Source organism: Kitasatospora sp. NEAU-69, assembly GCF_057158765.1.
In genome coordinates, this window is sequence record NZ_JBWXUE010000017.1 from 156,401 (window position 1) to 175,866 (window position 19,466).

Annotated in this window: 20 protein-coding genes; 11 read left to right on the forward strand and 9 right to left on the reverse strand. The window is 72.5% G+C overall.

The window, feature by feature from the left end:
* Positions 1-42: 42 nt before the first annotated feature.
* From AC060L_RS21180 to AC060L_RS21200, 5 genes are read left to right on the forward strand one after another with little or no spacing between them, the layout of a single operon-like run.
* Positions 43-354 (forward strand): PAAR domain-containing protein, encoded by a 312-nt coding sequence (locus AC060L_RS21180; protein ID WP_483800395.1) that lies wholly within the window; start codon positions 43-45, stop codon positions 352-354.
* The gene (locus AC060L_RS21185; protein WP_483800396.1) at positions 351-782 is read left to right on the forward strand and encodes a GPW/gp25 family protein; all 432 of its coding nucleotides are present in this window, start codon (positions 351-353) and stop codon (positions 780-782) included. The genes AC060L_RS21180 and AC060L_RS21185 overlap by 4 nt, the downstream gene beginning before the upstream one ends.
* A complete protein-coding gene (locus AC060L_RS21190) occupies positions 782-2,833 on the forward strand; it encodes a putative baseplate assembly protein (protein ID WP_483800397.1) in 2,052 nt (683 codons plus the stop codon). Before AC060L_RS21185 ends, AC060L_RS21190 begins: the two co-directional genes overlap by 1 nt.
* The gene (locus tag AC060L_RS21195) at positions 2,830-3,402 is read left to right on the forward strand and encodes a phage tail protein (RefSeq protein WP_483800398.1); all 573 of its coding nucleotides are present in this window, start codon (positions 2,830-2,832) and stop codon (positions 3,400-3,402) included. Before AC060L_RS21190 ends, AC060L_RS21195 begins: the two co-directional genes overlap by 4 nt.
* A gap of 3 nt (positions 3,403-3,405) precedes the next feature.
* Positions 3,406-4,389, forward strand: coding sequence for a zinc ribbon domain-containing protein (locus AC060L_RS21200; RefSeq protein WP_483800399.1), 984 nt, complete (start codon positions 3,406-3,408; stop codon positions 4,387-4,389).
* A 57-nt stretch (positions 4,390-4,446) separates the two neighbouring features.
* Here the strand turns inward: AC060L_RS21200 and AC060L_RS21205 are convergent, their stop codons facing one another.
* Together AC060L_RS21205 and AC060L_RS21210 are read right to left on the reverse strand one after the other, a co-directional pair.
* Positions 4,447-5,175: a hypothetical protein gene (locus AC060L_RS21205; RefSeq protein WP_483800400.1), complete on the reverse strand. Its 729-nt coding sequence runs from the start codon at positions 5,173-5,175 to the stop codon at positions 4,447-4,449.
* Positions 5,176-5,199: 24 nt separating this feature from the next.
* Positions 5,200-7,419: a bifunctional lysylphosphatidylglycerol flippase/synthetase MprF gene (locus AC060L_RS21210; protein ID WP_483800401.1), complete on the reverse strand. Its 2,220-nt coding sequence runs from the start codon at positions 7,417-7,419 to the stop codon at positions 5,200-5,202.
* Between the two features lie 314 nt (positions 7,420-7,733).
* On the opposite strand from AC060L_RS21210, the gene AC060L_RS21215 reads away from it, so the two are divergent.
* A complete protein-coding gene (locus AC060L_RS21215) occupies positions 7,734-8,459 on the forward strand; it encodes an alpha/beta fold hydrolase (RefSeq protein ID WP_483800402.1) in 726 nt (241 codons plus the stop codon).
* Between the two features lie 92 nt (positions 8,460-8,551).
* Here AC060L_RS21215 and AC060L_RS21220 read toward each other — a convergent pair whose 3' ends face one another.
* Entirely contained in the window at positions 8,552-9,109 is a 558-nt protein-coding gene (locus AC060L_RS21220) for a MarR family winged helix-turn-helix transcriptional regulator (protein WP_483800403.1), read from the reverse strand.
* 73 nt (positions 9,110-9,182) lie between these two features.
* Here AC060L_RS21220 and AC060L_RS21225 point away from each other — a divergent pair, with 73 nt between their 5' ends.
* A complete protein-coding gene (locus tag AC060L_RS21225; protein ID WP_483800404.1) occupies positions 9,183-10,445 on the forward strand; it encodes an MFS transporter in 1,263 nt (420 codons plus the stop codon).
* 23 nt (positions 10,446-10,468) lie between these two features.
* Here AC060L_RS21225 and AC060L_RS21230 read toward each other — a convergent pair whose 3' ends face one another.
* Both AC060L_RS21230 and AC060L_RS21235 read right to left on the reverse strand, forming a co-directional pair.
* On the reverse strand, positions 10,469-10,867 hold the full coding sequence (locus AC060L_RS21230) for a RidA family protein (RefSeq protein ID WP_483800405.1): 399 nt from the start codon (positions 10,865-10,867) through the stop codon (positions 10,469-10,471).
* A gap of 40 nt (positions 10,868-10,907) precedes the next feature.
* On the reverse strand, positions 10,908-12,110 hold the full coding sequence (locus AC060L_RS21235; protein ID WP_483800406.1) for an MFS transporter: 1,203 nt from the start codon (positions 12,108-12,110) through the stop codon (positions 10,908-10,910).
* 47 nt (positions 12,111-12,157) lie between these two features.
* Here AC060L_RS21235 and pdxR point away from each other — a divergent pair, with 47 nt between their 5' ends.
* Positions 12,158-13,567 (forward strand): MocR-like pyridoxine biosynthesis transcription factor PdxR, encoded by a 1,410-nt coding sequence (pdxR, locus tag AC060L_RS21240; protein ID WP_483800407.1) that lies wholly within the window; start codon positions 12,158-12,160, stop codon positions 13,565-13,567.
* Between the two features lie 45 nt (positions 13,568-13,612).
* Here the strand turns inward: pdxR and AC060L_RS21245 are convergent, their stop codons facing one another.
* Entirely contained in the window at positions 13,613-13,996 is a 384-nt protein-coding gene (locus AC060L_RS21245) for a VOC family protein (protein ID WP_483800408.1), read from the reverse strand.
* 158 nt (positions 13,997-14,154) lie between these two features.
* Between AC060L_RS21245 and AC060L_RS21250 the strand changes: the two genes are divergently transcribed.
* Positions 14,155-14,424: a hypothetical protein gene (locus AC060L_RS21250; RefSeq protein WP_483800409.1), complete on the forward strand. Its 270-nt coding sequence runs from the start codon at positions 14,155-14,157 to the stop codon at positions 14,422-14,424.
* 39 nt (positions 14,425-14,463) lie between these two features.
* On the opposite strand, the gene AC060L_RS21255 is transcribed toward AC060L_RS21250, so the two are convergent.
* Both AC060L_RS21255 and AC060L_RS21260 read right to left on the reverse strand, forming a co-directional pair.
* Positions 14,464-16,185, reverse strand: a complete 1,722-nt coding sequence (locus AC060L_RS21255; RefSeq protein ID WP_483800410.1) for a methyltransferase — start codon at positions 16,183-16,185, stop codon at positions 14,464-14,466.
* A gap of 425 nt (positions 16,186-16,610) precedes the next feature.
* Positions 16,611-17,153, reverse strand: a complete 543-nt coding sequence (locus AC060L_RS21260) for a HEAT repeat domain-containing protein (RefSeq protein ID WP_483800411.1) — start codon at positions 17,151-17,153, stop codon at positions 16,611-16,613.
* A gap of 138 nt (positions 17,154-17,291) precedes the next feature.
* Between AC060L_RS21260 and AC060L_RS21265 the strand changes: the two genes are divergently transcribed.
* Positions 17,292-17,627 (forward strand): hypothetical protein, encoded by a 336-nt coding sequence (locus tag AC060L_RS21265; RefSeq protein ID WP_483800412.1) that lies wholly within the window; start codon positions 17,292-17,294, stop codon positions 17,625-17,627.
* A gap of 48 nt (positions 17,628-17,675) precedes the next feature.
* Here the strand turns inward: AC060L_RS21265 and AC060L_RS21270 are convergent, their stop codons facing one another.
* Positions 17,676-17,972, reverse strand: a complete 297-nt coding sequence (locus tag AC060L_RS21270; RefSeq protein ID WP_483800413.1) for a muconolactone Delta-isomerase family protein — start codon at positions 17,970-17,972, stop codon at positions 17,676-17,678.
* 281 nt (positions 17,973-18,253) lie between these two features.
* Here AC060L_RS21270 and AC060L_RS21275 point away from each other — a divergent pair, with 281 nt between their 5' ends.
* Positions 18,254-19,444 carry an IS110 family RNA-guided transposase gene (locus AC060L_RS21275; RefSeq protein WP_483798717.1) on the forward strand — a complete coding sequence of 397 codons (1,191 nt, stop codon included), beginning with the start codon at positions 18,254-18,256 and terminating at the stop codon, positions 19,442-19,444.
* Positions 19,445-19,466 lie beyond the last annotated feature (22 nt).

A 19,466-nucleotide genomic window follows, 5' to 3' on the forward strand; every position in this document is an offset into this window, starting at 1 on the left:
ACGTTCAACAGTCCTCTCAGGCCACCGGATCGGAGACCGCAGATGCCCCCCGCAGCCCGGACGGGCGACACCACCGACCACGGCGGTGTCATCACCATCGCGCCACCAGGCGCCGTCGCGGTGGAGACCGTGCTGATCGGCGGCCGGCCGGCCGCCGTCGTCGGCAGCGTGCACGCATGCGTCCCGCACGTGGAGCTCGGGCCGGCCAACCTCGTCCAGCCGAGCCTGGCGGGAGTGACCCAGGGCGTGGTCCTGATCGGCGGGCTGCCCGCGGCCCGGATGGGGGACGAGACGGTCTGTGGAGCGACCATCGTGAGCGGCGCGTTCAACGTGCTGATCGGGGGCGCTGCATGAGCGGCGGTTTCATCGGCCGTGGCTGGGCGTTCCCGCTCCGGGTGAACGCCACCGGCGGCATCGGCATGGTCGAGCGGGACCGGGAGATCGCGGAGGCGATCCGCCTCGTCCTCGCCACCGCGCCCGGCGAGCGGCCGATGCGCCCGGAGTTCGGCTGCGGCATCCACGAGTACGTCTTCGCGCCGGGCGACGGCAGCACCGCGGGCCGGATCGCGCGCGAGGTGCGCACCGCGCTGGAGCGCTGGGAGCCCCGCATCGAAGTAGACGATGTCGTGATCGCCTTCGACACCATCGAGGAGGGCACGCTCTACATCGACGTCCACTACACCGTGCGGTCCACCAACGACCGCCGCAACCTCGTCTTCCCCTTCTACACGATCCCGGTCTCCCCGGAGTCTCAGGCGGCCTCGGACGGGGGAGCGAGCTGATGGCGCTGCCCTCCCCGAACCTGGACGACCGCCGGTTCCAACAACTCGTGGACGAGGCGAAGCGATACGTCCAGCAGCGCGCGCCGGAGTGGACCGACCACAACGTCTCCGATCCGGGCGTCACCCTCATCGAGACCTTCGCGTACCTGGTGGACCAGCTGCTCTACCGGCTGAACCGGGTGCCGGAGAAGAACTACTCCGCCTTCCTCGACCTGCTCGGCATCCGGCTCTTCCCGCCGGCCGCGGCGAGCGCGGAGGTCGACTTCTGGCTGTCGGCGCCGCAGCCCGAGACCGTCCTGCTGAGGGCGGGCACCGAGGTCTCCACGCTGCGGACCGAGACCGAGGAGGCGGTGGTCTTCTCCACGGTCGAGGACCTCCCCGTCGTCCCGAGCTCGCTCGACCGGCTGGTCACGGTCTCCGCCGCGGGCGAGCAGCGCGACCGCACGGCGCCGCTGGCCGACGGCGTGGACGTGCCGTGCTTCCAGCTGCGCCCGGTGGCGGGGGACGCCGTGCTCTTCGCGCTGCCGGCCGTCGTGCCGCGCTGCATCCTGGTCGTCAGGCTGGACAGCCGGGTGGAGGGTGTCGGCGTCGACCCGCGGCAGCCGCCGCTGGCCTGGGAGGTGTGGGACGGCGCGCGGTGGATCGCCTGCGAGACCGGCTCCGACAGCACCGGCGGCCTCAACCGGCCCGGCGAAGTGGTGGTGTTCGTGCCTGCCGGGCAGGTCGCCTCGGTGGTCGCCGGCCGGCGGGCGGGCTGGCTGCGCTGCCGGGTGACCGAGCCGGTGCCGGGCCAGCCGTTCTACTCCGAGTCCCCCACGATCCGCCGGGCGGAGGTGTTCACGGTCGGCGGCACCGCGACCGTCGGCCACGCGCAGACCGTGACCGACGCACCGCTCGGCACCTCGGAGGGGGTCGCGGGCCAGCGGTTCCGCCTCGCGCGGCCGCCCGTGCTGCTCGACGGCGAGCCCCCGGTGGTCGAGGTCTCGGCCGGCGAGGGCTGGGAGATGTGGACGGCCGTCGAGCACTTCGGCGACTCGTCACCGACCGACCGGCACGTGGTGATCGACGCGACCACGGGCGAGTTCATGTTCCCGCCCGCCGTCCGGGAGCCCGACGGCAGCCTGCGCGCCTTCGGCGCGGTGCCGCCCAAGGGGGCGCGGCTGCGGGTGCCGCACTACCGCACGGGCGGTGGGAGCGCGGGGAACGTCGCCCGGGGGACGATCTCGGTGCTGCGCAGTTCGGTCCCGTACGTGGCCAGGGTCGACAACCGCGAGGCGGCCAGGGGCGGGGTGGAGGGCGAGACGGTGGAGAACGCCAAACTGCGCGCGCCGCACCTGCTGCGACTGCAGGAACGCGCCGTCACCGCAGGGGACTTCGAGCTGATCGCCCGGCAGGCCGCGCCCTCCGCCGCCCGGGTCAGGTGCGTGCCGGCAGTGCCGGTCGTGCCGGTCGTGCCGGCCCTCGCCGGGGAGGCGGGCACCGGCACGGGCTCGGGCGCGGTGCGCGTGCTCGTGGTCCCCGACGCGGTGGCGGACGAGGGCGACCGGCTGCGGCTTGAGCAGCTGATCCCCGGTGAGCAGATGCTCTCCGCCATCGCGGCGGCGCTCGACGAGCGGCGGCTGATCGGCACCCGGCTGCTCGTGCAACCCCCCGACTACCAGGGCGTGACGGTGGTCGCCCGGCTCGCGACCAAGTCCCCGGACGCCGACCGGGTGCGGGAGGCGGCGCTCGCGGCGCTGTTCAGGTACCTCAACCCGCTGCGTGGCGGGGCCGACGGAACGGGCTGGCCGTTCGGCCGGGCGGTGCAGTACGGGGAGGTGTTCGCCGTGCTCCAGCAGGTGGCCGGCGGCGCGGCGGTCGAGGAGCTGCGGCTGTTCCCGGCGGACCCGATCACCGGGCGCCGCGGCGCGCCGGCCGAGCGGGTCGACGTCGCACCGGACGCCCTGGTCTTCTCCCACCAGCACCAGGTCGTGGTCACCTCGGTGGCCCTGGACGCGCCGACCGGTCCGGCCGGCTCGGGCGGCGCGGGCGGCTCGGGCGGCGCGTCATGAGCCGGTCGGCCGTCCCGGAGCTGCCCAGCCCGCACCCGATCGGCGCGCTGCTGCCGGGGATCTACGCCGACGACGACTTCGCCCAGCGGTTCACCGCCGGCCTGGACACCGTCCTCGCGCCGGTGTTCGCCACCCTGGACAACCTGACCGCCTACTTCGAACCACGCCTGGCCCCAAGCGACTTCCTCGACTGGCTGGCGTCCTGGGTCGCCGTGGAACTCGACCCGGCCTGGCCGCCGGAGGTCCGCCGCACGGTGGTCGGGCGCGCGGTGGAGCTGCACCGCTGGCGCGGCACCCGGCGCGGCCTTCAGGAGCGGCTGCGGCTGATCCTCGGCGTCGGCGCGCAGATCGTGGACGGCGGCGGCGCGGTCTGGTCCACGACGCCGGGCCCCGCGCCGGCGGCCGCGCCGCCGGCGGACCTGCTGGTCCGCGTCTGGCCCGAGCGCACCGCGGAGGTGGACGAGGCACAGGTGCTGGCCGTCGTCAGGACGTCCTGCCCGGTCCACCTCACCTACCGGGTACAGATCCTGCCCGGTCCACCCGGTCCACCCGCGAGAGCGGAGAGCTGACGGATGCGTACGTGCCCCGAGTGCGGAGTCGCCAACGGCGACGGGGACGACTTCTGCGGCAACTGTGGCGCCTACCTCGGCTGGCAGGCGCCCCCCACCCCCACGCCAACCCCCACGCCCCCCGAGCCCCAGCCGTCACCCGCCACCGCACCCACCCCCACCACACCTACTCCCACTCCCGCCCCCACCAACCAGGCCCCCGACCCCGACCCGATCGCGGTGCAGCCCGCCAAGCCCGTCCCACCCCGCCCGGTCGTCCGCCCGTCCGTGGTCGACGACGCCCAGGACGGCCCGCCGTGCCCCCGGTGCGGCACACCCAACCGGCCCGACCGCCGCTTCTGCCGCCGCTGCGCAGCGCCGCTGACCATCGCCGAGCCGGCACCGCGCCTGCCGTGGTGGCGCACGCGCTGGCCGTTCCGGCGCCGCGTGCGCGTCGGCGGCTCCGGCAACGCGCTGCGCCGGATCATCACGCTGCTGGTGATCGCGGCATTGGTGGTCGCGGGAATCGTGTTCTACCCGGCCGGCCGTCAGGCCTACGAGGACGTGCTGGACAAGCTCGGCACCGCCGCCGCGATCACCCCGGCCACGGTCTCGGCAAGCGCCGCGGAGGCCGGCCATCCCGCCGCCGCCTCGGTCGACGGCCTCACGAACACCTACTGGGGGGTGCCGGCGCTCGGGGACTCGATCACCTACACCTTCCACCCCCCGATCCGCCTGGTGGATCTGATCATCCACACCGGCTGCTCCGCCGATCCGCAGCAGTTCCTGCAAGAGGCCAGGCCCACGAGCCTGGACCTGCTGACCACGACCTCCAAGGGCAAGGTGCACAAGCAGGCGGTGGCCCTGAACGACCAGGCGGGCCCGCAGACGGTGGTGACCGGACTCAGCGACGTGGCGCAGGTGACCCTCGTCGTGCGCGCCGCGACCGGCACCGGTCCCGGACGTGACATCGCCTTGGCCGAGGTGGAGTTCTTCAAACGCGGATGACGCGCCTGACGTGCTGACGCGCCTGACGCGCCTGACGCGCACGGCGGTACCCGCGCGTCAGGCGTGCGGCGTCCCGCCGATCAGCTCCTTGAGGGCGTCGAGTCGGGTCCGGCGGTCGGGCGGGTAGCGGCGCTGGGCGCGTTCGGCCTTGCGCGAGCCGGGTTGGTAGCGCCAACGGGCCCAGGGGGATGCCGGTTTGGCCAGCCGCAGGAAGGCGACCAGGGCCACGAAGGGGACCAGCAGCCCGATCACGCCGAGGGCGGTCTTGCCCTTGAGGATCGCCCCGACGCACAGCGCCAGATTGAGCAGCATCCCGATGGCGAAGCCGAGGTGGCCGGCGGTGCCCGCGCCGGTGTCGGCGAACGGGTTGAAGCCGGCCACCAGCAGCAGGCCGACCCCGGCCGCCAGGAAGGCCGCGTCGACCGACTTGCGGCCCTCCTCCGCCCAGTAGACGTCCTTCAGGTGCAGCCACAGGGCGAACTCGTCCAGCGTGAGGGCGGCACCCGCGCCGAACAGCACGGCCAGGATCTGCACCCCGGGGCTGCCGGGGCGGTAGGCGAACTCGATCGCGCCGGTCACCGTCATCGCCAGGATGCCGTACACCTGGTGGTGAACATGCGTACCGCCGACGTCCACGTTGCGGAAGGGCCCGCGGCCGGCCCGGATCAGCCGGGTGACGAGCCGGGTGGCCACGAAGGTGACCACGAACGCGCCGAGCATCCACAGCCCGACGCCGTGGTCCGGCGCGGTGATGACCACCTTGACGTCGACGGCCTCGGTGCGCACGGTCGCCCCGCCTCGCTCGCCCCGTCAGGCCCGCTGCAGCGGCGCGGTGAGCAGGTCGCGCACGGTGGCGGAGGGCATGTAACAGCGCAGCAGGGACAGGCCGATCCTGGGCAGGTCGGCCTCGTCGCGGTAGAGCAGGTACATCGGTTCGTAGCGCGGCTGGAACTTCGCCTTGAAGGCGTGCAGCGAGCGGAATCCGTAGTACGGCTCCATGGTGCCGCCCAGCTGGTCGAGGATCCGGTCCAGCACGGTGGGGGAGTCCGCGGTGCCGGTGCGGGCCAGGGGTGCTCCGGAGAGCGAGACGAAGCGGGCTCCGTCCTCGCGCAGCGCGAGGCAGCTGGAGGCGATCATGAACTCGACCACGGGCCGGAAGCCGTCGCGGCGGCGCATCATGTCCAGCGTCCAGCCGTCCGGTGCCTGGCCCTCCCCGTAGACCGGCATCCAGGACGTGACGCCGTAGAGGTGGTGGTCGCCGTCCATCGCGAGGCCGACCCGCATCCGGGGGTCCAGCGCCTCCTCCACCCCGCCGAGCGTGAAGCCCATCTCCGGCAGCCCCTTGTCGCCCACCCACTCCTCGGAGATCGCCCGGACCTGCGAGACGATCGGGCGGGGCTGCTCGGCGAGCGCGACCAGGCGGTACTCGACGCCGTCCTTCCTGGCCCGGTTGAGCGCGGTGCGCACGTCCTGCCAGGCCTTGCCGCGGAACTCCAGGTCCGGCAGGTCGATCACGGTGTCCTCGGCCACCTGGGCCGAGCGCCAGCCCAGCCGGCCGATGGTCTCCGCGGCGTCCGCCGTGGCCGAGAACAGGCACGGGACCAGCCCGGAGCGGTCGCACATCTCGGCGAAGCGGGTGATCGTCCGGGCCCGGGTGTCCACGGCGCCCACCGGATCGCCGAGTGCGACCGCCACGCCGGCGTGCACCCGGTAGGCGAGGTAGCTCTCGTCGCCGTCCTCGGGGAAGAAGTACGAGTTGTCCGCCCAGGTGGTCATCCAGGACAGGTTGGCGCCGCCTTGGTGGACCAGCACCTCGGTCGCGCGCTCCTGCGGGTCCGCTGCCGTGCGGGCCGGCTGCGCCGTGCCTGCCGACTGCGCCGGGCCGGTCACCTGCCCCGGCCCCGAGAGCTGCCCCGGTGCTCGGCGCACCGCGCGACGCGGCCGGCGGGCCTGGAACGCCTCCCGGCCGGTGAGCAGGACGAGGAGTTCGACGGTCCACAGCACCGCCGTGGGAACGAAGACCGCCGCGCCCGTGACCGTCACCTGCTCACCCAGCACCTTGCCGATCACGTAGACCACCGCGACGACCAGGCCCAGCAACGCGTTGACCAGGCAGAGCAGCAGGGTCCAGCGCCAGGAGCCGCGGCGTCCCCGGCGCAGCCCGTTGACCAGCAGCGCGATCAGCACCACGGAGATCAGCAGCTGCCAGCCCGAGCCGCCCTGCCCTGCGGTGTTCCCCAGCGGGCCGCGGCTCGGCGCCAGCCAGACCACCAGCAGGATCGCCGCGATCAGGACCAGCCCGGCCACCGCCAGCAGCCGCCACTCCCGGCGGCTGAGCTGGCCGGAGGTCGGGTGAGCACCGGGCACGCGCAGCCAGTGCGTGGCCAGCAGGCCGCCGGTGACCGCGAGCGCGTGCTCCAGCTCGACGAGGCCGCCGACGTAGAGCAGCCACACGCTGACGTACGCGATCAGGCCCAGCCGCAGTCGCTGCCGCCAGGGCGAGGCCAGGGCCGCGGAAACCACCGCCCCGGCGCAGAGCGCACCCGCCGAGAGGCCGACGTCGATCGACCGGGCCTGCTCCTGGGCCCAGGACCAGCCGGTATGGCGCAGCGCGTACAGCAGCAGGGCGGCCAGCAGGATGGCACCGAGCTGGCCCAGCACGGTCACCGCCGCGGCCCAGCGGCTGCCGAGGCGCGCCTCCGCCAGCCCGACCAGCAGGGCGACGCCCAGCAGCACCAGCAGGTAGTCGACCGGTGTCGCGCAGAGCACCGCGCCGGTGACCGGCGTCCACCAGCGCCCCGCCTCGAACGAGGGCAGGCCGTACGCGACGTTCGGGTACCAGGACCGGTCGGAGACCGCGCTCCACAGCCCGCCGACCGCCAGCCCCACCAGCAGGATCACCGCACAGGTGGCGCTCGTGAAGGGAAGGCGCCGGACCGCCGTGACCGCCACACCGGCTGCGGAACGGGCGCGGCGCTGCCACTGTGACTGCGACTGTGACTGCGGTCCCGTCTCCGTCTGTCCAGGCATGCGCACCTCCGCAACGGCCCGGCCGACCCCTGCGCCCGCCCGCGGCCGCCCCGAAGCCCCTCGCTCAGCGTATCCGGCTTCCGCGGCAGCGGCAGCGGCAGCGCTCGGCCGGCGCCGGACGGCCGAGCCGCCTGCCAGGACAGCGCCCACAACCGTCACTCGGTCAAGCCGGTGATTCAAGTGGTCCATACCAGTAAGTAACTGACGATACGTCAACTGGCTTTGCCGGAACTGATCTAGACTCTCCCATCAGTGCACGAAGCGTCGGCGGGGTCCGCCTCGCGCTCTCCCATCACACCCCCAGGAGACATCGCATGACCCAGCCCACCGCGCCCACTGTCGTGCTGGTGCACGGCGCGTTCGCCGACGCCTCCAGCTACGCGCACGTCATACCCGAACTGCTCGCAGCGGGCCTGAACGTGGTGGCCCCGGCCGTGCCCAACCGGAGCCTGATCGGCGACAGCGCCTACATCGCCTCCGTCGTCCGGCAGATCCCCGGCCCTGTCGTCCTGGTCGGCCACTCCTACGGCGGGGCGGTCATCACCGTCGCGGGCGTCGAGGAGAACGTCAAGGCCCTGGTCTACCTGGCCGGTTACGCACCGGAGCAGGGCGAGAGCCTCGGCGAACTGCAGGGCCGGTTCCCCGATTCCGACCTCGGCGCCGCGCTCGTCTTCACGTCCTTCCCGATCGAGGGCTCGACCGAGACCGGCACCGACCTGTCGGTGGACCCCGCCAGGTTCCCCGCCCTCTTCGCGGCCGACGTCGACCCTGACCTGACGCGCGTCCTGGCCGTGTCCCAGCGCCCGTTGTCCGGACAAGCCTTCGCGGAGGCCGCGCCGGCGGCAGCCTGGAAGACCAAGCCCGCCTGGGGCCTGGTGGCGACGGCCGACCACACCCTCAACCCCGACGTGCAGCGCTACGGCTACCAGCGAGCCGGCGCGACCACGGTCGAGGTCGAATCCTCGCACCTGGTGATGCTGGCCCACCCGAAGAGGGTCGCCGAGCTGATCGGCGAAGCCGTGCGCGCCGCGACCGCCTGATCGCGCCATCACCCGGTACGCCCACCACCCTCTGCGCCCCGCTGCCGTCGATGCCTGAGCCGACGGCAGTGGGGCGCAGGTCGTGGCCGGGGTCAGTCGGTGGCGGCGCCCAGCAGGCGGCGCAGCAGGGAGTTGAGGACGGCGACCTCCTCGGGGGCGAAGCCGGCCAGCGTCTCCTGCTGGAGGGCGAGCCCGGCGCCGGTCGCGCGGTCGACGACGTCCAGACCGGCCGGGGTCAGCGTGATGCGCAGGCCCCGCCGGTCGTTCGGGTCGGGGGAGCGGGTGACCAGGCCGGCCCGCTCCAGCTTGTCCAGCCGCCCCGTCATGCCGCCCGTGGTGAGCATCAGCGTGCTGGTGAGCTCGCGCGGTGACAGGGTGTGCGGCTCGTCGGCGCGCCGCAGGGTCGCCAGGACGTCGAACTCGCCGCGCCCGATCCCGTAGTCGCCGTAGCACTTCTCCATCCGGTCGCCCATCACCCGGGCCAGCCGGTAGATCCGCCCGAAGGCTGCCATCGCATCGGTCTGCAGGTCGGGCCGGACCTGGGCCCACTGCTCGATGATCGTGTCCACGGCGTCGGGCGCCACCACACTCGCGCCGTCGCCCACACCCTCGGGCCGCGACTCCGGCTCCGTCTCCGTCTCGTTCTGCATGGCAGCAGTCTCGCACAGATTCGCTTGCTGGAAACTATCTTGCCAAAAAGTAGATGACTGCTAAGTTACTTACATGCAATCGACATCGTCACCGCGCCGCTTCGAGGGTGAGCGCAGCCTGCTGGCCGGGATGGCCATCGATGCCCTCGGCAACGGGATGTACATCCCGTTCAGCCTGATCTTCTTCCGTCACGTCACCGGCCTTCCGCTCGCGATGATCGGCCTCGTCCTCACCGGCACCGGCCTGGCCTCGATGGCGCTGCTCCCATGGATCGGGGCGATCACCGACCGGCTCGGCGCGCGGCGGATGCAGCTCGCGCTCTACCTGGTCCGGGCGGTCGGCTTCGCCGCCTACCCCTTCGCCCACTCGCTGCCGGCGTTCTGCGCCGTGGCCCTGGTCACCTCGGTCGCCACCCAGGGCTTCCCGGCCGTCCAGCAGGCCCGGATCGGCGAACTGGTCTTCGGCACCGACCTGGAGCGGATCAACGCCGTCGCGCGCAGCCTCGCCAACGCCGGGCTCGGCGCGGGCAGCCTGCTCGCCTCCCTGCTGGTCAGCCACGCGGGCGACGGCGGCTACACCATCGCGGCCTGGCTCAACGGCGCCAGCTTCCTGATCGCCGCCCTGCTCGCCCGCCGGGTGCCCGCCGGTCCCGGTGCCGGCGCTGCGGCACCGGCACCGGCTGCCGGCCGCCGTCCGGCCGGACACGCCGGCTACCGGCAGGTGCTCCACGACCGCCCGTTCCTCGGCCTGACCACGGCCAACCTGCTGATCGCCCTGGGCTACGCGGCGCTCGCCGTGCTGCTCCCGGTGTACGCGACCGGTGCCCTGCACGCCTCCGGCTCGATCACCGGCCTGGCCTTCGCGGTCAACACGGTGATCTGCGCGGCCTTCGGCATCCCGGCCGGCCGTCTGGTCCGCCGTTTCGCGACCCGCAACCGGGCCGCCGCGGCCGGAGCGGCGCTCTTCGCCGTCGGCTTCCTGGCCCAGGCCCTGCTGGTGCCGGCCGCCGGCCGGTGGGTCGCGGTGGGCCTGCTGGGAGCCGTGGTCGTCTCCACGCTCGGCGAGGTCATCCACAACCCGGCGGCCTCGGCACTGGCCACCACCACCGCTCCCGCCGCCCTGCGCGGCCGGTACCTGGCGACCTATCAGCTCTCCTGGTCACTCTCCAAGGCGATCGCGCCGTCACTCTTCACCGGCCTGCTCGCCGTCAACGCCCGGCTGCCGTGGCTGCTGCTGGCCGTGGGCGTCCTGCTCGGCGCGGCCATGCTGCTCCGGCTGGAGCGCCGCCTGCCCGCCGAGGCCGTCCGGCCACCGCAACTCGTCACCGCCGCCTGAGCAAGCCAGGCCTGGTCACCCACTCAGGCCGAGGCCGGGTCGATCGTCGCGAGGGCGTCGATCTCGATGCGGAAGGACGGGTGGACGAGCCCGGCGACCTGCACCAGGGAGCACGCCGGTGGGCGGGCGGGGTCCAGGTGCTCGTCCCGGATCCGGCGGAAGTCGTCCAGGTCGGCCAGATCGGTCAGATAGACGGTCAGCTTGACCACGTCCTGCAGCCGGGCGCCGGTCGCCTGAAGCGCTGTGGCCAGGTTGGTGAAGACCTGTCGGATCTGGGCGGCGGGATCCGATGCGCCGACGACTCGGCCCTCGGCGTCCAGCGGGACCTGGCCGGAGACCGCGACCATCGGTCCGCTGAACGTCACCGCGTGGCTGTACCCGTTGACGGGCGGGCTGCCCTGGGGACGGACGAAGTGCTGCATGTGCTCTCCTCAGTTCAATGGTTCGTCATTCAGTGGTTCGTCAGTGCTTCGTCATGGTGCCCCGGGCGCGCCCCTCGCGCCGGGCCGGGGTGAGGGCGGTCAGCATCGCCGCGCCGGTCAGGGCGAACGCCCAGGGGTATCCGGTCCCCGCTGCGAGCCAGCCGAAGCCGACGGCGCCGACGCCCATGCCGGCGTCGTAGGCGAAGTTCCAGAGCGCGCTGACCGTGCCGTAGCCGGCAGTGGGGACGCGTGAGTACATCAGCGTCAGGGTGGCGTTCTGCGCGATGCCGAAGCCGATCCCGAAGACGCCGACCGCGAAGACGACCACGACCGGGTCGGCGGTCAGCGCCATCAACAGGGTGCCGGCGGCCGACAGCAGCAGGCCCGGCAGCACCAGGGTGCCGGGGCCGTGCCGGTCTCCGTGCCGCCCGGCCAGCCAGCGGGCCACCGTGGCCGCCGCGGGCTGGACGAACAGCGCCACCGAGACCAGCCCGGTGGCCGAGGCGCGGACGGCGAGCGGCAGGAAGGTGACGACGATCCCGGCGGCGACCGCGGTGACCGCGAAGACCACGGCCGGGCGCCGCAGTTCGGCCGAGCGCAGCCCTTCGCCGACACCGACCGCCCGTCCCGACTCACGGATCCTGTCGGGCAGACCGGGCACCGCGACGACCGCGGCGAGCGCGGCCACGGCCCCGGCGGTGAAGACCACCGGGTAGCCCGCGTGCGCGGCCAGCCACACGCCCAGCGGCAGCGCCACCAGCGAGGGCACCCCGCTGACGATGCCGACCAGCGCCAGCCCTTCGCCGCGCCGCTCGGCCGGTATGAGCGACACCGTCAGCGCGCCGCCCGCGACCACGTTGAACGCGAAGCCCAGTCCGCGCAGCAGGCAGAGGGCGACGATCAACCACAGCTGCCGGGAGCACGTCAGCGCCAGCGCCGGCGCGCCCAGCAGGATCAGGCCGACGGCCAGCACGGCGCGGTAGCCGTAGCGGTTGACCAGCGCGGGGGTCGCGAGCTCGCCCGCCACGGTCGCCAGCATCAGCGCACCGGTGGCCAGCCCGGCTCTCCCGCCGCCCGCGCCGCCCCCGGCCCCGGCCGTGGCATAGCCGGGGACGACCGACAGCAGCAGGTAGAAGCTGGTCGAGCTGCCCAGGATGGACACGAAGCGCAGCAGTAACGGGCGGGTCAACAGCGGCGAACGCGGCGCGGGCACCGGGAAGGTCGAGTCGAGGGTTTCGGTCACAGCAGGACGCTAAGGGCCCGACCGGATCGCCGGTAAGATCCACTTTCATGCCCGTGGAGTGGTCCAGTTGCCCGCCCGAGTTGCTGCTGGCCGTCGACCGCACCAGCAGCCGACCCCTGCGCGCGCAGCTGGAGCACGGGGTGCGGGACGCGATCCGCACCGGCCGCCTGCGGGTCGGCGAACGGCTGCCGTCCTCCCGGGAGTTGGCCCGCACGCTCGGTCTCTCGCGCGGCCTCGTGCAGGAGTGCTACGCCCAACTCCAGGCCGAGGGCTACCTGGTGACCCGCCCCGGCTCCGCCACCCGGGTGGCGGCCGGCGCCGTGCCACCGCCAGGTGCCGCGCTACCGCGCACCGAGGCCCCACACCTGGTCGCCGACTTCCGGTGGGGCGTACCGGACCTCGGCTCCTTCCCCGTTCAGGACTGGCTCTGGGCCACCCGCGAGGCAGCCCGTGCCATGCCGACGGCGGCGTTCGACTACGGTGACCCGCGCGGCGCCGCGCACCTGCGCGAGGTCCTGGCCGGCTACCTGCGCCGGGTCCGCGCCGCTGCGGCCGACCCCGAGCACATCGTCGTCTGCAACGGCTACGCCCAGGGCCTCGGCCTTGCCTTCCGCGTCCTCGCGGACGGCGGCGTGCGGACCGTGGCCTTCGAGGACCCCGGCTCACCCGCCACCGTCCGTGCGGCCGCCGCCGCGGCGGGCCTGCGGGCGGTTCCGGTACCCGTCGACGAGCACGGCATCGACGTACGCGCGCTGGCCGCGACCGACGCCCGCGCCGTCGTGGTCACCCCCGCCCACCAGTGGCCGACCGGCGTCGCCCTCGCGCCGGAGCGCCGGCTGGCGCTGATCGAGTGGGCCGCGGAGCGCGACGCGATCATCATCGAGGACGACTACGACGCGGAGTTCCGCTACGACCGCGAACCCGTCGGCGCGCTCCACGGCCTGGCACCCGACCGGGTCGTCTCCCTCGGCACCGTCAGCAAGTCCCTCGCCCCCGCCCTGCGGATCGGCTGGATGCTCTGCCCACCCGCGCTCGCCGGGCCGCTCACCGACCAGAAGCACCGGAGCGACCGCGGAACCCCGACGCTCGACCAGCTCGCCCTGGCCGGACTGATCGAGTCCGGACGCTTCGACCGCCACCTGCGCCGCATGCGCACCACCTACGCGACCCGCCGCACCGCGCTGCTCGCCGCGCTCACCGAACACGCTCCCGAGCTGTCGGTCACCGGTCTCGCCGCCGGTTTCCACGCCGTCGCCCGGCTGCCCACCGGCGCCGACGAACACCACGTCGTCACCGCCGCCCGGGACCGGTCCGTCGGCCTCTACGGCATGAGCACCTGCCGCGCCTCGCGCGCCGCCACGCCGGCGCAACTCGTCCTCGGCTTCGGCAACGTCGGGACACGGGCCATCACGGAGGGCATCGCAGCCGTCGGCGATCTGCTGGCCAACGGCTCGTAGCTCGACCCGACGTCCTCACGGCAGAGCCCCCGGAGGATGTGACGATCAGCCGAGGTAGTTGGCGAGCTCGACGAGGTTGCCGTCGGGGTCGCGCACATAGACACTCGTGATCGGGCCGGTGGCGCCGGTGCGTTCCACCGGCCCTTCCTCGACCAGCACACCGCAGGTGGCGAGTTCGGCGACCACCTCGTCGAGCGGCTGCGCGACGATGAAGCACAGGTCGGCGCTGCCCGGGGTGGCCAGCGCGGCCTTGGGCTCGAACTCCCGCCCCGCCTGGTGCAGATTGATCTTGCTGTGACCGAAGGTCAGCGCGCGGCGGCCGCCGCGGAAGGTCACCTCCTGCATGCCGAGGACCTTCGTGTAGAAGGCGACGGTGACGTCGAGGTCCTGCACCGTGAGGACGAGGTGGTCGAGCCGGTCGATGCGCATGATGCCGCGGATTTCCCTTCAGACGGTTCGGATCGGACGGTTCCGAGCGATCAGCGTACGGGCGACGCGGCCAGCAAGCGGGCGTAGCTGCCCTCGCGGGCGGCGAGTTCGGCGGGGGCGCCGGCCTCCACGATGGTGCCCTGGTCGACCACGAGCACGTGGTCGGCGCGCTTGAGCTGGCCCGGCAGGCCGACCGGTTGGCCGGGCCGCCGGGCGAGCGAACGCTGCGCCGCTGCCGCGCCCAGGAGGCCATCGGCCGGGCCCAACTCGCCCTGGGCAACCGGTTGGCGGCCGCTGAGCACCTGCGCCGCGCGATCGGGATCTACGAGTCGCTCGGCCTGCCGGAGGCGGCCAAGCTCAGGCAACTGCTGACCACCAACGGCCTCGCACCGGCCGCCGACCGTCCCGACCAGGAGCCGGCGGCCTGACGCTTGCGCGATCCGCACACGCACCGACGCCGCTTCACGTCACTCGAGGCGGCTCGCCGGCACGTACGCGGGAGCGTCGACCATGCGGGCGTGCAGCACGTGGGCGTCCAACGGCAGTGGCGAGCGGCCCACGAGGCGCAGCCCCGCGCTCTCCAGCAGCCGGGCGTAGTGGTCGGCGCGCCGTTCGCGGCCGCCGACGTTGCACATCATGTGAAGGTCCCACGCGGTCGCGAGCGAGGCCGAGCCGTCGGCCGGCAGCAGCCGCTCGACGATGAGCAGGTCGGCGTCGGCGGGCATCGCGCGGGCGCAGTGGCGCAGGATCTCCCGGCAGCGCTCGTCGTCCCAGTCGTGCAGCACACGGGAGAGGAGGTAGACGTCCGCACCCGGCGGCACGTCGGCGAAGTCGCCCACCTGGTAGGTGCAACGGTCGCCGACGGTGGGCGCGAGCGATCGCCGTGCGGCTTCGATGACGTGCGGACGTTCGAGCAGGACGCCGCGCAGGCCCGGGTGCGCGGCCAGCACGCGGCCGAGCAACTCCCCGTTGCCGCCCGCGATATCGACGACCGTCCTGGGCTCGGCCGCCCGGCCCGCCGCAGTGAGGACCGGATGCGCGGGCAGCGGCTCGAACATCCGCGAGCTCGCGGCCATGGACTGGTCGAACCGCTCGGCGAGTTCGGGGTGGCGGGCGAAGTAGTCGAAGTGGTTCTCGCCGAAGAGCTGTTCGAAGCCGGTCTGCCCGTTGCGCACGGCATGGGAGAGCAGGGCGAAGGAGTGGTAGAACGGGCCGCCGTACATGAGGGCCAGCGGCCGCAGCGATCCGGCGGCGTTCGCGCGCAGCAGCATCCCGAGCTCGGTGAGCCGGAACCCGTCCGGGCCCTGCGACACCACACCGAGCATCGCGAGATAGCGCAGCAGCGTCGCGAGGCTGTCCGGATGGGCGCCGACGGCCTCTGCCAGCGCATCGACGTCCCTGGCGGTCGGGGTGTCCAGGGCCTCGGGCAGCCGCAACTGCGCGCAGGTCGCGAGGGCCTGGGTCGTCCACGCACCGGTCATCAGGCGCAGGAGCGTTTCGGCAGGTTCGTCGGCACGGCCGGGGTTGCCCAGGTGGGAGGCGAGCACGTCCCGGTGGTCGCCGCTCGCGTAGAGCTCCACCCGCCGGTAGCCGGCCTTCGAGTCGGCGGGGACGGTGAAGTAGAACACCGTGCCGTCCTCGTGCGGGTTGTACCCACCACCATCGGCGACCGCGCCGTGTCGCTCGAAGAGCGAGGCCAGGCCGCGCAGCACCAGCGGATCCGGCCGCTCGACCTCGAAGGCCAGGTGCGCCTCGTTCTCCTGCCCGCGTTCGTGCGCGGCGATCGCGGCCAGCTCCGAGCCGGGTGGAACGGTCAGCGTGAACACCTCGACGACCCGGCGTTCCCCCTCCAGCCCGTGCACCGTGGGCCGCAGAATCCTTACATCAAGCTCCGCAGCGTCACGTTCATACCGCAGCGCCAGCCGCTGCCGGACCACGACACTCGGGTGCTCCGGCACATCGGCCGTCAGCCCGCAGGCGGTCAGCTCCGCGCGCAGCATCGCCGGATCGGTGGGGAAGACAAGCAGCGCCGCGTGCGCGAAGCGGCAGCGATCCGTTAACGCCCGCAACTCCGGGCCGTCGAGGCCGGGCAGCAGGAGCGGGAGCAGGGTGCTGGTGTCCTGGCTCGTGACGAAGTCGACCGTCGCGCGCAGGCGGGCGGTGTCGCCAGATGTCATCGTCGTGGTCATTGCGGAGAGATCCTCAGTCCGGGCGGTGCTGGTGCTTCAGGGAAGGGGACAGGTGTGTCCGACCCTGGCCCTGCGCCGAGGATGACCACATCGGCCAAGTTCCGGGCTGTGCGAGCGTTCTGACTTCCTGTCACGAGGGTGGATCATAATCACTGAAAACTGGATGAATGACTGAGGATCACCCGTATGGTCGCACGCTGCCAGCACTGATCGTCATGAACGACCTGATCGCAGTCTCGGGGCGCGGGATTATGCGGCAACGCGAATAGACGCCCGTTGCCCTTGTAGCTGGGCGCGGACCCTCCGTAGCGTTGCTGGTCACGACTCCGGAGGGGGAGGTGGCCCCGAGGGCTTCGCCAGGGCCATCGTGGAGATCCAGGAAGCCACCGCACTGTTCCACTTGGCATAGGCCACCCTCGACCCCGTTACGCGGGCGGGCGTGAGGCGGTCCGCTTGTAGATGGTCCCTCCCGGGATGAACCAGCCGGCCTTCTTCCGGACGGCCGGGCTCGGGTCGTGGGCGTGGGCGGCCTGCAAGGCGGCGACGGCTTGGGTGTCGCTGTGGGCGAACCTGCCGACGAGCTCGGCGGCCCTGGCCCGGACACCCGGGTCGGGGTCGGAGGCCAGGTGTCGCAGGGCGGGCTCGAGGACCCGGTCCGCGCCCGGTGCGCAGGTGTCGCCCTTGCAGCGGTCGCAGGCCAGGGCGTGGAACGCGGCGATCCTGACCTGGGCGTCGGGATCGTCGGCCATGGTGATGAGTCGGCCCATGGACTCGGTGTCGACGAGGTGGTCCAGCAGCCGGCAGCAGCCCTCTCGGACGGCCGCGTCCTCGTGGGAGAGGCCGGCGCGGATGGCGCCGAGCGCGTCATCCTTGCGTCGCAACAGCTCTCGGTAGGCCGCCACGGCGCGCTGCGGGTCGCCCAAGCACGAGACGAGGGCTTCGTTGTCGGTCCTGACGAATCCGAGCATGGTCTCAGTGTCGAACCGCGCAGCACAGCCACGCAAAGGGATTTCGCTCAGGGCCTTCCCGGGCACGGCGCGGTATCGCTTGTGTATCGGAGACGGCACACCGAGGAACGTGACGGGCTGCGCCTTCGTCCCATCGACATGACCGGCAACTCCCGCTCTAGCAGGAGGCGTTACGCCTCGGTTCCCTCTCTCGCCGTCGCAACCGTCACAGCGGCCCTGCTCCTTGCCGGCTGCAGGTCCGAAGTCCAGGCCTACGGGGTCAAGGCCGAACCGCCGCTCCCCACCGCCGCCGTGACGGCCAGTCCATACCTCTATTACCTCGACATCCACTGCGGGATCCGCTTCGCGAACTTCTCAGGGCACTGGTGGGAGGCAGACACGCCGGCGCCGGCTCCCACGGCCGCAGGGGCGTACACCGAGGCTGGCAGGTTCGAGCGCAACGGATTTCCTCAGCGGCACGTCGCCGACCGGTGAGGTCGGCGACGTGCGGTGGCCCCGCAGGGAGCGGGAGCCGTGTGGGGATCAGGCCGCGGCGCCGGCCGGGTCGTTGGGGTGGGGCCGGAGGGAGGTGACCGTCGAGGTCATCCACGGCCACAGGGGCAGTGTGCCGAGCAGCGCCTCGTACAGTTCGGCCTCGTCGGCGGCCCGCCAAAGGCCGATGCTGCGCAGTTCGCCCACGGGGCGCCACAGTCTGACCAGGTGGCCGGCGCGGGCCAGTTCCGCGGCCCGGACGGCCTCGGCCGCGCGCACGCGCTCGACCTCGGCCGGGTCGGTGCCCTCGGGCACGGTGGTGGTGAGCTCGACCAGGAACTCTTTCACGGCTTCTCCTTCTGCGGTTGTTGCGAGTGCTGTTGTGACGATCGGTCAGGCGGCCCTACGTTGTTGATGGGTCGATGAAGCCAGTCGTATGGTCTTGATCACCCAGGGGTGCTGGGTGTGGCTTTCAGGCGGCTGCCGCTCGTGGCTCTCATGGCTTGGCCGCCCGGCACCCCACGACGACTCGGCCGCTGATTAGGAAGTGCGACAAGATCGCTGAGTAGGGCAATGCCGGCGAGGTCGTCCGTGGTAAGCACTGCATCGACGAGCACGGCAGGAGAACGATGAGCCGGATATGGGCGGGGATCGACTGCGGCAAGGCCCACCACCACTGCGTCGTCATCGACGCGGAAGGCAGGAAGCTGCTGTCCCGACGCGTGGTCAACGACGAGCTGGAGCTGCTGCAACTGCTGGACGACGTCCTCGACCTGGGCGAGGAGGCCACCTGGGCGGTGGACATGGCCGACGGCGGTGCCGCGTTGCTGATCACCCTGCTGGTCAACCACGGCCAGCCGCTGCTCTACATCCCCGGCCGGGCAGTCAACCGGGCCACGGACGGATACCGGGGCGAGGGCAAGACCGATGCCAGGGACGCGCTGGTCATCGCGGACCAGGCTCGTGTTCGCCGAGACCTGCGGCCCATGCGCCCTAGCGACGAGGCCACCATCGAGCTCAAGTTGTTCACGGCTAGGCGGACCGATCTGGTTTGTGATCGTACCCGGGCGGTCAACCGGTTGCGCGGGACGCTGACTAGTGTGTTCCCGGCGCTTGAGCGCGTGTTGGAGCTGACCAACGCCGGGCCGCTGGTGCTGCTGGCCGGCTACCAGACCCCGGCGGCCATCCGCCGAGCGGGTGTGAGCCGCTTGGAGAAGTGGCTGGGCAACCGCAAGGTTCGAAGCGCTGCCGCGCTGGCAGCCGCCGCGCACGAGGCCGCGGAGCGTCAGCACACCTCTGTGCCGGGGGAGAAGGCAATCGCCCAGATGGTCCAGGCCCTGGCCGAGGAGGTGATGGTCCTCAACGGGAAGGTCGCGGAGATCGACAAGCTCATCGAGGACCGGTTTCGCAAGCACGAACTCGCCGATGTGATCGCCAGCATGCCTGGCATCGGGCCTGTGCTCGGCGCTGAGTTCCTTGCCGCGATCGGCAGCGACATCACTTCGTTCGCGAGTCCTGACCGTCTCGCGTCGTTCGCGGGCCTGGCCCCGGCACCTCGGGACTCCGGGCGCGTCAGTGGCAACCTTCACCGCCCTCAGCAGTACCACCGCGGGCTGCAACGGGTCTTCTACACCTCGGCGTTGATCAGCATCGGCTGTCATACAGAGTCCAGGCGCTTCTACGACCGCAAGCGCGCTGAAGGCAAGCGTCACAAGCAGGCGGTCCTTGCCCTGGCCCGCCGACGGGTCAACGTTATGTGGGCACTCATCCGTGACGGACGGTGTTACCAAGCTGTACCTCCGGTTGCCGCAGCGGCTTGACAACTTCATTAGGAAGCCTTGA